Here is a 14,811-nt window from a genome sequence, read left to right on the forward strand (position 1 = left end):
ATCAAAGCGAAATAACGCGCCGGAAAAGTGCCTCGAACAAGCCGATCCGGGCAATGATGTCCTTCTTGGTGTTACCCCGCCCCGTGAAAGTGCCCGGCGGATTGTCGAGAATCATTCTCCGCGTCTCATCTACGACCAAGTCTCGACGTTTGGCCAAATCGTCGAGCGGATCATCTATGTTCGACAACGCGACCATAACGGCGTCAAAAATTGCTTTCTGGGGTGCCTGAGTCCAACGGTCTTTTTTGGGATCAAACGAACAAAATACGCGATCTCCAAAGATAGAACCGGCTCTCCAAACAGTTTTATCGAACATATATTGCAGCTGAGAAATGTCGGAATCTGAAAAATCTCGCGATCTGACCATATATTGGTCCAAGAAATTCTGCATTCCGCCACGGTATTGATCAACGCATCTAAGAGCAAAAAATCTCAGTACTATCTCTACGTCTTCCATGTCTGAGAAGAACGATTTTTTGAGAATAGGCGCATCAGAACTGCTCATCTCTTCTGGATCGTATCGCGGCAGTCCCCACGCATCTCGGATCACATTATTTTTCGACATGTCCAACAGCGCATCGTTAAAGGCACCTTGGTACATCGCATTTCGAATCTCTTGTCGCTTTAACTCGACTCCACCCGTATTGAGGCGCTCGAAAACGATCTGTCTCAGTATCGCCGCCTCATCGTCTTGGTAAGCAGATTCCTTAAGCATGACGATCGATGATATCGACCGCCGATCTATACCCGATCTTACCACGGATGGAAGGCTATGGTAACGCTTACCGTTCAGCTCTGGCCAGTACTGCAGACCCTTTAGTGCAAATTTATTATTATAAAAATCACGTATGGCGGTAATTCTCTGCTGCCCATCCATCACTTCAAACGAATTGAAATTTCTCTCGTAAAGAAAGACGGGTGGCACCGGCACATTTATTATAAAAGACTCAATTAGTCGACTTTGGCGCTCAACGTCCCATTTCGGACGACGTTGATAAAAAGGACGAAGATCCATGTACTCATATCGTTCAAGTTGCTCCACGAATCCGGGAAGCTTTTCACGATTGTTTTCTAGGACGATACGTCCTTCGCCACGAAGATACTTCTCACTGATCTGCCCATCCGAAAGTGCAGTTTCGGGTGGAAGAGGGTAACGCTCCCACATCGCGCGTTCTTGGGGAAGGAGTGACATTCAGAGGCCTAGTTGGTCGTGAGGGAGTAATCCTAGCTATACGCTCGGCTGAATAGAAGCCCTCTATAGCCGTATACTTCCTGCGTCAGCGGGCGGAGACGTTGCGGGTCGCCAGCCCCTCACCCTTTCGCCTTGCGGATCGCGTGCGGCTCTCCGAGGCTCAAGCCCTCTCCCGTCGGGAGAGGGGAAGGCGGGCGAAACATCCCCCTTGCACGCTCCCATACCTCGGTCATTCTCCCTCCCATGACCCACCCACTCACCCCGCCCGTCGAAGTCCGCTCGGCCAAGGCCGGCGCCGTGGCGTCGGGCGCGGGGGCGCTCGGGACCGGGGCGATCGGCTCGCTGGCTCTGGGCGCCCTGGCGATCGGGGCGCTGGCCATCGGGGCCCTGGCGATCGGGGCTCTGGCCATCGGCCGGCTGTCGATCGGCCGGCTGGGCGTGAACCGGGCGCGGGTGCGTCGGCTGCATGTCGATGAGCTCAGCGTGGGCCGTCTCAGGATCGGGCGGATCGAGCGGCTCTAGGACTGCCGCTGCCCGGCCCAAAGCCGGGATGGAATGCGCACTCCAGCAGCCGAGCCCTCGCGATTTCCGCCGCCAACCCCTTGCCCGGCAAGGGATCGCGCGCCGTCGTCGCCCTTCGACCATGCATGGTCCAGACCGCCCGTAAACTGGCGGCTGCACAGGCAGGGATCAGGATCATGGCCGAGAACGAGGACGGGGCCCAGAACGGGGACGAGGATGTCGTCACCATCGAAACAGGCGCCGGGGACGCGCGCCGCCACGGGCGGCGCGTCGCATCCGAAGCCGTCTGGGCCGAGGCGCGGGCGGACTATCTGGAGGGGATGTCGGCGGCCCAGGTCTGTGCGCGCCACGGGGTCGGGCGCACCGCCCTGCGCACCCGGGCGGCGCGCGAGGGCTGGCGGCGGCGGGACCAGCCCTGGACTCCGCCGACACGGCTCGACCCGTGGGACGAGGGCCGGGCGCTGGAGGACCGGGTCGGCGGCGATCTCGACCGGGTCGACTATGGCGAACTGGCCTGGATCGCCCATCGGCGGATGCTGCGGGCGGTGATGCGCGGCGACGCCGTCGAGGCCCTGCGCTGGCGTCGTGTCGGTCTGGTCATGGAGGCCGTCGAGGCCGAGGGCGAGCGGATGATCGAGGAAGACGAGGCCCTGCGCTTCCACCGGGGCGACGCGATCGGGACCGAAGCGGAGTCAGCGGACTCATCGGACCCTGTTCTGGAGTCCGCATCGACCGCCTTTAGCGGGGTGAGCGAGAGGTGTTAGTGAGCAAGACGTGAGGGGCCTGTATCGCCGCCTCGATCCTTGCTCACCCCTTGCTCACTGACACGTCTCGCTCACCGAAGACTTACCTCGGCGGCGAGACGCCCTGGATCACCTCCATGACCTTCTCAGGCTTCGCCGCTTCCGACCTCGCCTTCCTGACCGGCCTTGCCGCCAACAACGACCGCGACTGGTTCACCGCCCATCGCGCCGCCTATGACGAGGGGCTCAAGCCCGGGCTGGCGGCCCTGATCGAGGATCTCAATCCGTTGCTGGCGGCGCGCGGCCTGCCCCTGCGCGGCGATGCGAGGAAGAGCCAGTTCCGCATTCATCGCGACGTGCGCTTCTCCAACGACAAATGTCCGTACAAGGTGCATGTCGCCGCCACCGTCAGCCGCACCGGCCCCGACGGCGAATGGCGCAAGATGTCGCCGGGCATGGTCTATATCCATATCGAGCCCGAGGGCGGGTCGCGGGCGCCGGTCCTCGACTTCGATCCCGACAGCATCGACCCGCTGGATCCCTCCACCCTGCCTTCGGCGCGCGGGATCGCACCCGATGCCGCAACCGAGGTGAAGCCGAACGATGAGGGCGACTATTCCGGCTCCGGCCCCTTCGTCGCCGCCGGCTTCTGGCTGTCGGAACGGCCCAATATCGACGCCGTCCGCCGCGCCATGGTCGCCAATCCGGCGGCGTATTTCGCCATGGTCGAGGCGCTGGAAAAGGCCGGCCTCGAACTCGCGCCCGGCGATCCGGTCAAGAAGATGCCGAGGGATTTCGCCGACCAGTCCGGCGGCCCGTTGGACCCCGCCCTCAAGCGCACCCGCTGGATCGTCCGTCGTCGGCTGACCGGCGCCGAGATCGGTTCGGACGCCCTGCCCCGGGTCGTCGCCGCCTTCGCCGCCGACGCCCGCCCCTTGCTGGAGTTCGGCTGGAAGGCTTTGGGCGCGGGCACGGGTGCGGGTGCGGCGGCATGACCCGCAGTTGTGATTGGCGGCGGCCGCCCGCCGGGATTACGCTCGGCTCTCGTCACGGAGAACGCCCATGCTGCCCCTGATGCTGATGCTGGTCGCCGACCCCCTCGCCGGCGCCCCGACGCCTCCGCCCGCCGCGCCGCCCGTCCGGATGATCGACGCCGATGAGGTGATCGGCCGCGTCGCCGCGGCGCAGCAGGCCGCACAACGGGACTGCCGCAATGGCGAGGTGCATCAGGCCGGGGACAGCGCAACCGTTCGCGGGGCGGACACCCGCTCGCCGCTCAGCGATCTGATGTTCCGTCAGGGCGACCCGGTCAGCGTCACCCTCCTGCTGGAGCGCCGCATCGGCCAGTGCTCGGTGCCGATCTCCTACGACGTGACCACGCCGGACGGTCGCCTGCCCAGCTTCCCGGCGCGCGCTCAGTAATCAGCTCAGGGCGGCGACGACCGCCTCGATCCGTTTACGGATATCCGGCACGGCGATGGTCTCCCAGAAGGCCGCCCGCGCCGGAGGACCGAGGACGAACAGCGAAGGGTCCGGCGTCCCGTCGGCGTGCAGCACCCGCCCGGCGGCGTCGAGCTCCAGCCCCAGCCGCAGCGGGTCCATCCGCGCCCGGCCGCTCCGGATCAGCGGCGCCGTCAGCGGATCGGTCGCCGCCGAATGGCCCGGCCCGGTGCAGTCGATCATCCAGGCGGCGGTCAGGGGCGCGGCGACGCCTCCTCCGCGTGGGGACCAGTGGACCGTCACGGCGTCCGGGCCGCACTCGACCCGGCCCAGCCGCCCGGCCAGAACGCTCAGCCGCCCGGCCGCCTTCAGGGCGTCCAGCGCATGGCCGATCCGGGCCGCGATCCGGTGGCGATGGACGTCCCACCAGGGCCGCAGGTGCCGCACCATCCGGGCGCGCTGGTCGGGCGTCGCGGCGATCCAGAGATCGGCCGTGATCGGACGATAGGCCTCCATCACGCAGCGCCAGCACCCCTGCCGGGCCAGGGCGCGCACCGCCTTGAGCCGCCGCGACAGCGGACCGGACAGGGCCTCGGGCGGCAGGGGCGTCGGGGTGTCCGGAAACAGATTATGCGGCCTGGGCATCAGCGCCCGCCGAGACACGGCCGTCGCCTTGCCGATCCAGCCGCGCGCGACGAGCACCTGAACCATATCGACCATGGTCAGGCCCGTGCCGACAATGACGATGTCGTCCGCGAGGCCGATCCGGTCCAGCGCCCCCGGCGCCCAGGGATCGCCGATGATCCGGTCACCGCGAGCGTCACCCGCGTTGGGCGCCGGATTGCCGGTGCACAGGACGACCGTATCGGCCTCGAGGGCCTCGCCGTCCGACAGGATCAGGCGGGAAGGCGTCACAGCGGCGACGCTCGCCACCCGGCGCTCGATCAGCCCCGGATGGGCGGCTTCCACCGCCGCCAGCCGGGCGCGGACATAGTCGCCATAGACCTTGCGCGGAGCGAAGTCGGAGGGCTCGCCCAGCTCGGGCCGGTTGGCCTTCAGCCAGTCGACGAAGTCGTCGGGCCGCCCCTCGACCGCCGTCATCCGGTTGGACCGGACGTTGAGCAGATGGCCCTCGAACGGGGTCGAGTAGGCGACGCCGAGACCGACCTCTGGCGTGGAATTGATGAGGACCGAAGGCAGGCCGCTCTCGGCCAGCCGGGCGGCCAGCATGGCGCCGGAAAACCCGCCGCCGACGATCGCGATCCGCTTCTCAGACTCAGTCACGACCACCCCGGCTCATGCCCCGGTTCTGGACCGGGTCGCCTGCGGCGTCAAACCGCAGGAGACGGCCGCAGCCTAGATTTCCTGATTGTAGTCGGTGACCCCGTGGGCGGCGAGGCGCGGCTTCATCTCCTGACGGAACAGGTCGCGCATGTCGTCGGCCGAGCGCATGCTCTCGACCACCACGACCATCTCCGGCTTGTTCGACGAAGCGCGGATCAGGACCCAGGAGCCGTCGTCCAGATGGACGCGGGCGCCGTTGACGGTGATCACCTCGACGATCTTGCGGCCCAGGATCGAACCGCCCGCGGCGAACAGGGCCTCGTATTCGGCGACCAGCTTTTCGAGCACCTGATATTTGGTCTCGTCCGGGCAGTGCGGCGACATGGTCAGCGAGGTCCAGGCGTCCGGCAGGGCCGTCTTCAGCTCCGACAGGCTCTTGCCCGGGTTGCGATCGAGCATGGCCAGGACGGCGCCGGCGGCGACGATGCCGTCGTCATAGCCGTGGCCCAGCGGCCCCGAGAGGAAGAAGTGGCCCGACTTCTCGAACCCGGCCAGGGCGCCCAGTTCGGCGGTCTTGCGCTTGATGTAGGAGTGACCGGTCTTCCAGTAGACGGTCGTGACGCCGTTGGCCTTGAGGACCTCGTCGGTCTTGTAGAGGCCCGTCGACTTCACATCGACGACGAAGGTCGCGTCCTTGTGGATCGCCGACAGGTCGCGGGCCAGCATCAGGCCGATCTTGTCGGCGAAGATCTCTTCGCCCGTATTGTCGACCACGCCGCAGCGGTCGCCGTCGCCGTCGAAGCCCAGGGCGAGGTCGGCGCCCGTCTCCTTCACCTTCTCGGCCATCTGGACGAGCATGGCGTGATCTTCCGGGTTCGGATTGTATTTCGGGAAGGTATAGTCGAGCGACGTATCCATCTCGATGACCTCTGCGCCCATCAGGCGCAGGGCCTCGGGCGCGAAGACGCCGGCCGTGCCGTTGCCGCAGGCGCAGACCACCTTGAGCGGACGGGTCAGCTTCGTCTTGGCGGCGACATCGGCGATATATTGCTCGCGGAAGCCCTCGACGCGTTCCAGACGCCCGCCGGGGCGCGAGACGCCCTTGCCTTCCAGCACCAGGGTCTTCAGCCGGCCCATCTCGTCGGGACCAAAGGTCAGGGGCGGCTGGGCGCCCATCTTGACACCCGTCCAGCCGTTCTCGTTATGCGAGGCGGTGACCATGGCGACGCAGGGCGCGTTCAGGGCGAACTGGCCGTAATAGGCCATCGGCGACAGGGCCAGGCCGATGTCCAGCACCTCCATTCCGCCGTCCAGCAGACCCAGGATCAGGGCCTGTTTGACGCTGAGCGAATAGGACCGGAAGTCGTGACCGACAACGATGCGCGGCTGCACCCCGATCTCATGAACATAGGTGGCCAGCGCCAGGCCCAGGGCCTGAATGCCCAGCAGATTGATCTCTTTTTCCAGGATCCAGCGGGCGTCGTATTCACGGAAGCCGGTGGGCTTCACCAGCGGGACCGTCTCGTAATCGGCCGTGTTCGGAACCAGATCCTGGCGAGGCTTCAACATTCGGGATTCCAAGGGAAAAGGGAGATCAGGGCCAGACCAGCGCAAGCGACGTCATGGCCGCCGCACTCACAGCGGCCAGGATAAAGAACACGCGATCCGACATGGGCGAAGCTATAGCGAGAGCCTGCGCGGGGAACAACCGGTGAAGCCGCGACCTATCACTGTTCATCAATCCGTCACGCTCGCCGCTTGACCCTCGCCGGACCCCGTCCTAGGCCGAGGGTCCAGAAAATTCCAAATCGCGCGGTCGGCTCCCCTCCGGCTCGACGCCGGAGCCGACCATGCCCCGTCTGATCCTTCTCCGTCACGGCCAGAGCCAGTGGAACCTGGAGAACCGCTTTACCGGCTGGGTCGATGTCGATCTGACGGCCGAGGGCGAGGCCCAGGCGCGGCGGGGCGGCGAGCTGATCGCGGAAGCCGGCTTCAAGCCAGCGGTGATGTTCACCTCGGTTCTGACGCGCGCGAAACGCACCGGCGCCATCGCCCTGCAGTCGGCCGGACTGAAGGACGTGCCGACGATCGAGGACTGGCGGTTGAACGAGCGCCACTACGGCGGCCTGACCGGGCTGGACAAGGCCGAGACGGCGAAGCTGCACGGCGAGGATCAGGTCAAGGTCTGGCGCCGCAGCTACGATGTGCCGCCCCCGCCCCTGGCCCCCGGCGGCGAATGGGACTTTACCGCCGACCCGCGCTACGCCGGTCAGGACATCCCCGACACCGAGAGCCTGAAGACCACGCTCGACCGCGTCCTGCCCTACTGGAACAGCGCCATCGCTCCCCGCCTTGAAGCCGGAGAGGACGTGCTGATCGCCGCCCACGGCAATTCGCTGCGCGCCATCGTCAAACACCTGTTCGACGTACCCGACGACAAGATCGTCGGGGTCGAGATTCCGACCGGCAATCCGCTGGAAATCGACCTGGACGCCGAGCTGAAGCCGGTCTCGGCGCGCTACCTTGACGCGGGACGGGCCGAAAGCCTGCCGGCCATCGCGTGACCGCTTCGGAGGCAGACGACGCCCGTTTCATGGCCCAGGCCATCGCACTGGCCATGGGGCGGATGGGCGAGACCTGGCCGAACCCCGCCGTCGGCTGCGTCATCGTCAAGGACGGACGCGTGTTGTCGGAAGCCGCCACGGCGCCCGGCGGCCGGCCTCATGCCGAAGAACAGGCCGTTCCCGCTGCCGGTCCGGACGTCGCCGGATCGACAGCCTATGTGACACTGGAGCCCTGCGGCGCACGATCGTCCGGACGCCAGTCCTGCGCCCACTATCTGGCCGAGGCCGGGGTGGCCCGCGTGGTGGTGGCCTGCCTTGACCCCTCGCCCTTCGCCTCGGGCCGCGGCACCGAACGGCTGCGTCAGGCCGGGCTGACCGTCGAAACCGGCCTGATGTGCGACGAGGGCAAGGTGCTGTGCGAGGGTTTCCTGCACCGTCTGGAGACCGGCCGGCCGATGGTCCGCATCAGCGAGGACGGCCAGGGCTTCGACGCCCGCTTCGTCGCCTCGCCACGCGCCGATCTCGTGACCGAGCTCAAGCGGCTGGGCGAGGCGGGCTACACCCGTCTGTGGACCGGGCCCGGCGAACTGGCGGACGCCCTGGCGGAGCAGGGCCTGCTGACGTCCTGAGGGGCCTACCGCCTGACTGACCGGCGTTCAGTTTCTGGTGCGCCTACGGACAGTATCCGGCCGGACGAAACCTCGGTTTTCTCAAGGCTTCCTTAAGCGCGCGAGCGGATATTGGGCGACATGGGAGCCCTGTCAGAGGAACAACTTCGCAAGCGGATCAGCCAGCAAGAGCTGAACGTCATCTGCGCCAGACACGACCGCCTGTGGCAGGCGCGGCCGGGCGGAGCGCGTGCGGTCTTCGCCTGGATGGATCTCTCGGGCCTCGATCTCAGCGGCCGCAATCTCACCGACGCCGACTTCTCCGCCGCCGAAATGCGCGGCTGCGACCTGACCGGCTGCAAGCTGGATAACGCCACCTTCTTCGGCAGCGACATGCAGGAAGCCATTCTGGTCGACGCCAGCTTGAGGCGCGCAGACCTGCGCGGCGCCTGTCTGCGCGGCGCCGACCTGTCGGGCGCCGACCTGTTCGAGGCCGATCTGCGCGAAGGCACCCTGGCCACGGCCAACGCCAGGGACGGCTTTCGTATCGTCGAGCCGAAGCGCAATCAGACCCAGGCCCAAGGCGCCTGTCTGGCCGGCGCCAATCTGCAGCGGTCGCGCCTGTCGGGCGTCGCGGCCCAATCGGCGGACTTCTCCGACGCCATCATGAAGGACTGCAAGCTGGTCCGGGCCAATCTGAAATCGGCCAATTTCCGGGGCGCGGATCTGGCGGGCGCAGACCTGTCGGGCGCAGACCTGACCGGCGCCGACCTGCGCGACGCCGTCCTGGTCGGGATCACCGCCACCATGTGGCGCGCCGACGGCGCCAATATGGACGGCGCCCTGACAGACAAGGCCTCGGCCGGCGCGCCGGTGGCCAGGATGCCCGCCGCCGACATGCTTCACGAGCACGCGGTCTGGTGCGAAAGCGGCGGCGCCAAGGGACAACCGTCTGTGTTCGACGGCGTCGACCTGCGCGGCCTGGGCTCGATCACCGGCCTGAACCTGACGGCCCTGTCGGCCAAGGGCGGCGTCTTCTACGGCCTCGACATGGAGGGCGTTCAGCTTCAGGGCGCCCAGCTCCAGGGGGCCGACCTGCGCTCGACCAAGCTGCGGCGCGCCGACCTGCGCGGCGCCCGGCTGAACGGGGCGCGTCTCGGCGGGGCGGATCTGCGCGAGGCCCAGCTGGGCCCGCTGATGCTTGGCCCCGACCGTCTTCTGCCTGCTGACCTGACCGGCGCCTCGCTGCGCGGCGCCGACCTGTCGGGCGCCGACCTGCGGCGCGCCATCCTTTGCGACGCCGACCTCAGCCGGGCCAGTCTGCACGGCGCTCACGCCCGGCTCGCTGACTTCACCGGCGCGACCCTGATCGGGACGCGCGGCTATGATCCGAAGGATCACGCCGCATGACCGTCGCCCGCCGCAAACTGGCGCAGGGTGACCTGGACGTGCTGATGGCCGCCCACGCCCGCTTCGTCGAGGGCAAGGCCAACGGTCGCCGGCTGTCGATGAAATTCATGGACCTGACCGGGCTGGATCTCAGTGGTCGCCTGCTGGACGACGCCGACTTCACCGGCTCTTCGCTGGAGAATGCAAAGCTGAAGGGCGCCCGGATGGAACGGGCCATCCTGTTCGGCTGCGACCTGCGCGGCGCCGATTTGTCCGACACCATACTGATCCGCGCCGACATCCGCGGCGTCTGCCTGCAGGGCGCCAGTCTGGAAAACGCCGACCTGACCCAGGCCGACTTCCGCGAGGGCGTCATCGCCGTTCCGCACGCGACGCAAGGGTTGTCCGAGGTCAAGCACGAGAAACGCACCGGTCTGGCCGACGGGGCCAGCTTCGCCGGCGCCACCCTTGACGGGTCGCGCTTCGACGGGGTCAGCGCGCACAAGGCCGATTTCACCGACTGTTCGATGCGCGGCGCCGTCCTGACCCGCGCCAATCTGAAGGACGCCGACCTGTCCGGCGCCATGCTGGAGAACGCCCAGGTCTCGGGCGCCAACCTGGCCGGCGCCCGACTGATCGGCGCCGATCTGTCGGGCGTGAAGATGGAAGCCGCCCGGCTGGACAAGACCGACCTTTCCGGAAGCCTGAGAGCCCCCTCGGCGCCGGCGGTCGAGCGCGCCGAGGCCCTGATGACCCTGGCGCTGGACGCCAACGCCTGGGCCGAGAGCGGCGGCGTTCTGGGCTTGCCCGCGGTGTTCGACGGCGAGGACCTGCGCCCGCTCGGCACGCGACTGAACACGCTGAAACTGCCCGCCCTGAGCGCCCGGGGCGCCTGTATGGTCGGGATGGATCTGAGGGGCGTGGCGCTTCAGGGCGCCAATCTGGAAAAGGCCGATCTGCGCGGCGCCGACCTGTCGGGCGCGGATCTGCGTGGCGCCCGCCTGATCGGGGCCCTGCTCAACAAGGCCAATCTGACCGGCGCCCAGCTGGGGCCCCTGCCCATGGGCGGCGGGCGGTCCCTGCCTTCGACCCTGGCCGACAGCCGCCTGCGCTACGCCTGTTTGAGAAATGTCGATCTGGGTCGCGCCTGTATGGATCGGGTCGACCTGTCCGGCGCCGACCTGCGCGGGGCCAATCTGCAGGGCGTGACCTTCAAGGACGCCCGTGTGGACCACACCAACGGCATCGCCGCCGTCGAAGCCGCATAAAAAAGGGCGACGCAAACGCGTCGCCCTTTTCATTCCTTTTGGCCTATCGTTCGCGACGCGGTCGCTCACTGCTTGAGGCCAGGTGTCGCGCTGCGCTTAAGCGGCGGCGGCTTCGCCTTGGATCAGCGGCGTCTTGCCCTCGGTTTTGGGGGCCGTGCCGATCTCGATGCGGCGGGGCTTGAGGGCCTCGGGCAGCTCGCGCTTCAGGCTGATGGCGAGCAGGCCGTTGTCGAGGTTCGCATCCGTCACAACGACATAGTCGGCCAGCTGGAAGCGGCGTTCGAAGTCGCGCTCGGCCAGGCCGCGATGCAGATAGGTCTTCTGCGGCGCGGTGTCGTCGTTGGCGGTCTTGCGGCCGGTGACGGTCAGCAGGTTTTCCTTGACCTCGATGTTCAGCTCTTCGGGCTTGAAGCCGGCGACGGCGATCTCGACGCGATAGGCGTTCTCGGCCGTCGTCTCGATATTGTAGGGCGGCCAGCCGGCGGCCTCGCTGGTGCGCGCGGCGCTTTCCAGCTGGCGGGCCAGACGGTCGAAGCCGACGGCCGAACGATAGAGGGGGGTGAAGTCGATGGTACGCATGTCGATCTCCTGATGATCAGCAAGATGGAGCTGCTCCGCGTTTTGCCCGGAGCCGCCTTGGGTGGTCAGGTCCGCGGTCCCGATTGGGCCCCGAGGGTCTGAGAAGGCCCGGTGATCGGCGCCTTCGCTACCGATGTGGGATGCGGTTTCGGGCGCGCAAGGGGGACGGATTTCCGGACGTTTCGTCGCCTTGCTTCGGCCACCCGAGCGGTTAGGGATGGCGGAACCCTTCTGGAGACGACCATGCGCCTGATCGCCCTTGCCCTCTCGGCCGCCCTGCCTCTCGCCGCAATGTCGGCCCCGGTTCTGGCCCAGGACGCGCCGAGCGTCGGCGAGACCCCGGCCCAGCGCGCAGCGCGCCGCGCGGCCATGCCGCCGCCGGTGCTGCAGGAGGACGAGGCGCTTCAGTCCGCGATCGGATCGTCGACCCGCCCCGCCGCCGACCTCGCCCGCGACGGCCAGCGCCATCCGCTGGAGACCCTGACCTTCTGGGGCCTGACGCCCGGTCTGACGGTGATCGAGATCGAGCCCGGCTCGGCCAGCTGGTGGCGTCACATCCTGGAGCCCTATGCCGCCGCGACCGGCGGAACCTATGTCCCGGTCGGCAAGCCGCTGGAGGGGATGGGCGTCGCCGACGGGACTGCCGACATGGTCGTGGTGGCCCGCGCCTTCCACAATTGGGCCCGCGACGGCCGCACCGAGCCCTATCTGGCGGCCTTCTTCAAGGCGCTGAAGCCCGGCGGGATCCTGGCCATCGAACAGCATCGCAGCGCCGAGGGCCTGAACGTCGCGACCACGGCGCCCACCGGCTATGTGCCCGAAAGCTACGTCATTCGCGCCGCCCAGGCCGCCGGCTTCGTGCTGGAGGCGCGCAGCGAGGTGAACGCCAATGCGAAGGACGACCACGACCATCCGTTCGGGGTCTGGAGCCTGCAGCCTGTGCGCCAGTCGCAGGCGCGCGACGGAACCGGCGCCCTGACCCCCGCGCAGAGGGCGGAACTGGACGCCGTCGGCGAGAGCGACCGCATGACCCTGCGCTTCAGAAAGCCGTTCTGAGGCGACCGTCCCCGAGGCGGCGATCACGCCTTCGCGTGCGGCTTTGACGACCGCGACGAAGCCCGTTAAGCCCGTTCAACCCGAGCAGGGCCGCAAGGTCCAGGACCGTACGGTTTGGGGGCGGCTCGGGGGGAGACCCTTATGCATGAAAGCGCGCCGCCCGAGCGGAGACCACAGGCGATGACGGGATCGCGCCGATCCCTGCTGGCGGGCCTGTGCGCCTGTGTCGCCGTCGCCCCGCTGGGTCTGGCCGCCTGCGATCGCAAGCCCAAGCCTGAGCCCAAGGTCGAGACCCCGGCCCCGACCGCGCCCGCCGGCCCGCCGGAAGGCTCGCTGGAATGGGCGATCCAGGGCCCCTGGCGCGCCGCCGACCGCCCACGCGATCAATGGCGTCACCCGATGGAGACCCTGCGCTTCTTCGGCCTGCAGCCGAACATGACGGTGGTCGATTTCTGGCCCGGCAGCGGCTGGTACACCGAGATCCTGGCCCCCTATCTGTCGCGCGGCGGCGGGACCTATTTCGCGGCGGGGTTCAGCACGGGTCCCGGCGCCGATCCGGCCCAGGCGGCCCTGATGGCCAACTATCAGACCCGTTTCACCGCCGACAAGAAACTGTACGGCGACATCCAGTTCTCCGCCTTCGGACCGTCGTCGGACGATGTGGCGCCTCCGGGCACGGCGGACCTGGTCCTGTTCATGCGCAACATCAACGCCTGGATGGCCACCGGCATCGCCGAAAAGGCCTTCGCCGACGCCTTCCAGGCCCTGCGACCAGGCGGCGTCCTGGGTATCGAACAGCATCGTCTGGCCCCGGACGAGGATCAGGATCCCGCCGCCGCCAACGGCTATGTGCAGGAAGCCTTCGTGAAACAGCTGGCCGCCGAGGCCGGATTTGTTTTCGTCGCGTCGTCGGAAATCAACGCGAATGCAACAGATACAAAGGATCATCCGTTCGGTGTCGGAACCCTGCCTCCGCAAAGCCTGACGGCTCCGCAAGGCCAGGCGCCCGATCCCACGTTCGATCGCAGCAAATACGATGCGATCGGCGAGAGCGACCGCATGACCTTGAAGTTCAGGAAACCTGAGTGAACCGCGCCCAAGCCTTCGCCGCCAACGCCCCGCTGATGGGCGTGCCCGGCGCCTCGTCGCCGCCCGGAGGCCAGGGTGACTGGTTCCGCGGGGCCGGCGGCCTTCGGCTGCGCGCCGCCTTCTGGACGCCCTCGACCCTGGTCGCCGCCAAGCCGCGCGGCACCGTCATCCTGTCGCCCGGCCGCACCGAGCCGATCGAGAAATATTTCGAGGTCATCGGCAATTTCCTCGCACGCGGCTTCTGCGTCCTGGCCCATGACTGGCGCGGCCAAGGCCTGTCGGCCCGCCTGCTGCCCGACCGGCTGAAAGGCCACGCCCGGGCGGTCGAGGAGTTCCTCGACGACTATCACCGCCTGCTCGACGCCTTCGAGGCCCGCGCGCCCAAGCCTTGGATCATGGTCGGCCATTCGATGGGCGCGGCCCTGAACCTGCTGACGCTGGAAAACGGCGAGGAGCGGTTCTCGGGCGCGGTCCTCTCGGGACCGATGCTCCGTATCAAGACGGGCAAGCGCTCGATGTGGTCGGTCAAGCTGGCCGTGCGCTGGAACCTGCGTCACGGCAAGGCCGGGGACTTCGTTCTGGACGATCCGGACGATCCCTTCGACCACACCTTCGAGAAGGACGCCCTGACCACGGACGAGACCCGCTACGAACTGTGGCGGCAGCAGCTGTACGCCTGCCCACACCTGGCGGTTGGCGGGCCGACCTGGGGCTGGTTGGCGTTCGGGCTCGACGCGGGCGAGCGGGCGCTCAAGCCCAAGGCACTGAAAAACGTCAAGATTCCCTGTACTTTCGTCCAGGCGGGCGAGGACGACCGCGTCTGGAAACAGACCAACAAATGGGCGGCCAAACGCCTAGGCCGCGGCCGCTACGTCGAGGTCCCGGGCGCCAAGCACGAAATCATCATGGAGACGGACGACCTGAGGGCGCATTTCCTCAGCGAATTCGACGCTATGGCCGACTACGTCGCTCCGACCCAGGATCTGCGCCCCCTGCCCCAACCCGACGACGTCGAGGTCGGCGCGGCTTGATTCTTGAGGGCGCTATCGCTCGCGACGCGGTCGCTCGCTGCTTGAG

The 14,811-nt window shown here is 67.4% G+C and carries 15 protein-coding genes; 11 read left to right on the forward strand and 4 right to left on the reverse strand.

All coding sequences use genetic code 11. The annotated features are described in order from the left end of the window. Window position 1: 1 nt before the first annotated feature. Window positions 2-1,192 (reverse strand): DUF262 domain-containing protein, encoded by a 1,191-nt coding sequence (locus IFJ75_RS14130; RefSeq protein WP_207868819.1) that lies wholly within the window; start codon window positions 1,190-1,192, stop codon window positions 2-4. A gap of 243 nt (window positions 1,193-1,435) precedes the next feature. On the opposite strand from IFJ75_RS14130, the gene IFJ75_RS14135 reads away from it, so the two are divergent. The 4 genes from IFJ75_RS14135 to IFJ75_RS14150 all read left to right on the forward strand — a co-directional run bounded on the left by IFJ75_RS14135 (window position 1,436) and on the right by IFJ75_RS14150 (window position 3,879). Continuing rightward, window positions 1,436-1,714: a hypothetical protein gene (locus IFJ75_RS14135; protein ID WP_207868820.1), complete on the forward strand. Its 279-nt coding sequence runs from the start codon at window positions 1,436-1,438 to the stop codon at window positions 1,712-1,714. A gap of 125 nt (window positions 1,715-1,839) precedes the next feature. Next, window positions 1,840-2,478, forward strand: a complete 639-nt coding sequence (locus tag IFJ75_RS14140; RefSeq protein WP_207868821.1) for a hypothetical protein — start codon at window positions 1,840-1,842, stop codon at window positions 2,476-2,478. Window positions 2,479-2,594: 116 nt separating this feature from the next. After that, on the forward strand, window positions 2,595-3,452 hold the full coding sequence (locus IFJ75_RS14145) for a DUF2461 domain-containing protein (RefSeq protein WP_225896835.1): 858 nt from the start codon (window positions 2,595-2,597) through the stop codon (window positions 3,450-3,452). 67 nt (window positions 3,453-3,519) lie between these two features. Beyond that, on the forward strand, window positions 3,520-3,879 hold the full coding sequence (locus IFJ75_RS14150) for a hypothetical protein (RefSeq protein ID WP_207868822.1): 360 nt from the start codon (window positions 3,520-3,522) through the stop codon (window positions 3,877-3,879). Here IFJ75_RS14150 and IFJ75_RS14155 read toward each other — a convergent pair whose 3' ends face one another. Both IFJ75_RS14155 and IFJ75_RS14160 read right to left on the reverse strand, forming a co-directional pair. After that, window positions 3,880-5,181 (reverse strand): FAD/NAD(P)-binding protein, encoded by a 1,302-nt coding sequence (locus IFJ75_RS14155; RefSeq protein WP_225896836.1) that lies wholly within the window; start codon window positions 5,179-5,181, stop codon window positions 3,880-3,882. A 72-nt stretch (window positions 5,182-5,253) separates the two neighbouring features. Further along, the gene (locus IFJ75_RS14160) at window positions 5,254-6,750 is read right to left on the reverse strand and encodes a phosphomannomutase/phosphoglucomutase (RefSeq protein WP_207868823.1); all 1,497 of its coding nucleotides are present in this window, start codon (window positions 6,748-6,750) and stop codon (window positions 5,254-5,256) included. Window positions 6,751-7,031: 281 nt separating this feature from the next. Between IFJ75_RS14160 and gpmA the strand changes: the two genes are divergently transcribed. From gpmA to IFJ75_RS14180, 4 genes are all read left to right on the forward strand, one after another. Beyond that, window positions 7,032-7,745 carry a 2,3-diphosphoglycerate-dependent phosphoglycerate mutase gene (gene gpmA, locus IFJ75_RS14165; protein WP_207868824.1) on the forward strand — a complete coding sequence of 238 codons (714 nt, stop codon included), beginning with the start codon at window positions 7,032-7,034 and terminating at the stop codon, window positions 7,743-7,745. Window positions 7,746-7,774: 29 nt separating this feature from the next. Next, window positions 7,775-8,374 (forward strand): bifunctional diaminohydroxyphosphoribosylaminopyrimidine deaminase/5-amino-6-(5-phosphoribosylamino)uracil reductase RibD, encoded by a 600-nt coding sequence (locus IFJ75_RS14170; RefSeq protein WP_207932624.1) that lies wholly within the window; start codon window positions 7,775-7,777, stop codon window positions 8,372-8,374. 120 nt (window positions 8,375-8,494) lie between these two features. Next, on the forward strand, window positions 8,495-9,763 hold the full coding sequence (locus IFJ75_RS14175) for a pentapeptide repeat-containing protein (RefSeq protein WP_207868825.1): 1,269 nt from the start codon (window positions 8,495-8,497) through the stop codon (window positions 9,761-9,763). After that, the gene (locus IFJ75_RS14180; protein ID WP_207868826.1) at window positions 9,760-11,010 is read left to right on the forward strand and encodes a pentapeptide repeat-containing protein; all 1,251 of its coding nucleotides are present in this window, start codon (window positions 9,760-9,762) and stop codon (window positions 11,008-11,010) included. Before IFJ75_RS14175 ends, IFJ75_RS14180 begins: the two co-directional genes overlap by 4 nt. Window positions 11,011-11,106: 96 nt before the next feature. Here the strand turns inward: IFJ75_RS14180 and IFJ75_RS14185 are convergent, their stop codons facing one another. Then, window positions 11,107-11,589, reverse strand: coding sequence for an Hsp20 family protein (locus IFJ75_RS14185; protein WP_207868827.1), 483 nt, complete (start codon window positions 11,587-11,589; stop codon window positions 11,107-11,109). Window positions 11,590-11,832: 243 nt separating this feature from the next. Here IFJ75_RS14185 and IFJ75_RS14190 point away from each other — a divergent pair, with 243 nt between their 5' ends. The 3 genes from IFJ75_RS14190 (at window position 11,833) to IFJ75_RS14200 (ending at window position 14,765) form a co-directional block, all read left to right on the forward strand. Continuing rightward, a complete protein-coding gene (locus tag IFJ75_RS14190) occupies window positions 11,833-12,645 on the forward strand; it encodes a class I SAM-dependent methyltransferase (protein ID WP_207868828.1) in 813 nt (270 codons plus the stop codon). 180 nt (window positions 12,646-12,825) lie between these two features. Beyond that, on the forward strand, window positions 12,826-13,734 hold the full coding sequence (locus IFJ75_RS14195; protein ID WP_207868829.1) for a class I SAM-dependent methyltransferase: 909 nt from the start codon (window positions 12,826-12,828) through the stop codon (window positions 13,732-13,734). Further along, window positions 13,731-14,765 carry an alpha/beta fold hydrolase gene (locus IFJ75_RS14200; protein ID WP_207868830.1) on the forward strand — a complete coding sequence of 345 codons (1,035 nt, stop codon included), beginning with the start codon at window positions 13,731-13,733 and terminating at the stop codon, window positions 14,763-14,765. Before IFJ75_RS14195 ends, IFJ75_RS14200 begins: the two co-directional genes overlap by 4 nt. Window positions 14,766-14,811 lie beyond the last annotated feature (46 nt).

The organism is Brevundimonas goettingensis, from assembly GCF_017487405.1.
Taxonomy (GTDB): domain Bacteria; phylum Pseudomonadota; class Alphaproteobacteria; order Caulobacterales; family Caulobacteraceae; genus Brevundimonas; species Brevundimonas goettingensis.

Excerpts from the sequence above, each read along its gene's own strand:
- IFJ75_RS14170 (WP_207932624.1), top strand. The coding sequence starts at position 7,775 with ATGGCCCAGGCCATCGCACTGGCCATGGGGCGGATGGGCGAGACCTGG.
- IFJ75_RS14130 (WP_207868819.1), bottom strand. The coding sequence starts at position 1,192 with ATGTCACTCCTTCCCCAAGAACGCGCGATGTGGGAGCGTTACCCTCTT.
- IFJ75_RS14135 (WP_207868820.1), top strand. The coding sequence starts at position 1,436 with ATGACCCACCCACTCACCCCGCCCGTCGAAGTCCGCTCGGCCAAGGCC.
- IFJ75_RS14160 (WP_207868823.1), bottom strand. The coding sequence starts at position 6,750 with ATGTTGAAGCCTCGCCAGGATCTGGTTCCGAACACGGCCGATTACGAG.
- IFJ75_RS14190 (WP_207868828.1), top strand. The coding sequence starts at position 11,833 with ATGCGCCTGATCGCCCTTGCCCTCTCGGCCGCCCTGCCTCTCGCCGCA.
- gpmA (WP_207868824.1), top strand. The coding sequence starts at position 7,032 with ATGCCCCGTCTGATCCTTCTCCGTCACGGCCAGAGCCAGTGGAACCTG.
- IFJ75_RS14175 (WP_207868825.1), top strand. The coding sequence starts at position 8,495 with ATGGGAGCCCTGTCAGAGGAACAACTTCGCAAGCGGATCAGCCAGCAA.
- IFJ75_RS14150 (WP_207868822.1), top strand. The coding sequence starts at position 3,520 with ATGCTGCCCCTGATGCTGATGCTGGTCGCCGACCCCCTCGCCGGCGCC.
- IFJ75_RS14185 (WP_207868827.1), bottom strand. The coding sequence starts at position 11,589 with ATGCGTACCATCGACTTCACCCCCCTCTATCGTTCGGCCGTCGGCTTC.
- IFJ75_RS14140 (WP_207868821.1), top strand. The coding sequence starts at position 1,840 with ATGGTCCAGACCGCCCGTAAACTGGCGGCTGCACAGGCAGGGATCAGG.
- IFJ75_RS14195 (WP_207868829.1), top strand. The coding sequence starts at position 12,826 with ATGACGGGATCGCGCCGATCCCTGCTGGCGGGCCTGTGCGCCTGTGTC.
- IFJ75_RS14180 (WP_207868826.1), top strand. The coding sequence starts at position 9,760 with ATGACCGTCGCCCGCCGCAAACTGGCGCAGGGTGACCTGGACGTGCTG.
- IFJ75_RS14145 (WP_225896835.1), top strand. The coding sequence starts at position 2,595 with ATGACCTTCTCAGGCTTCGCCGCTTCCGACCTCGCCTTCCTGACCGGC.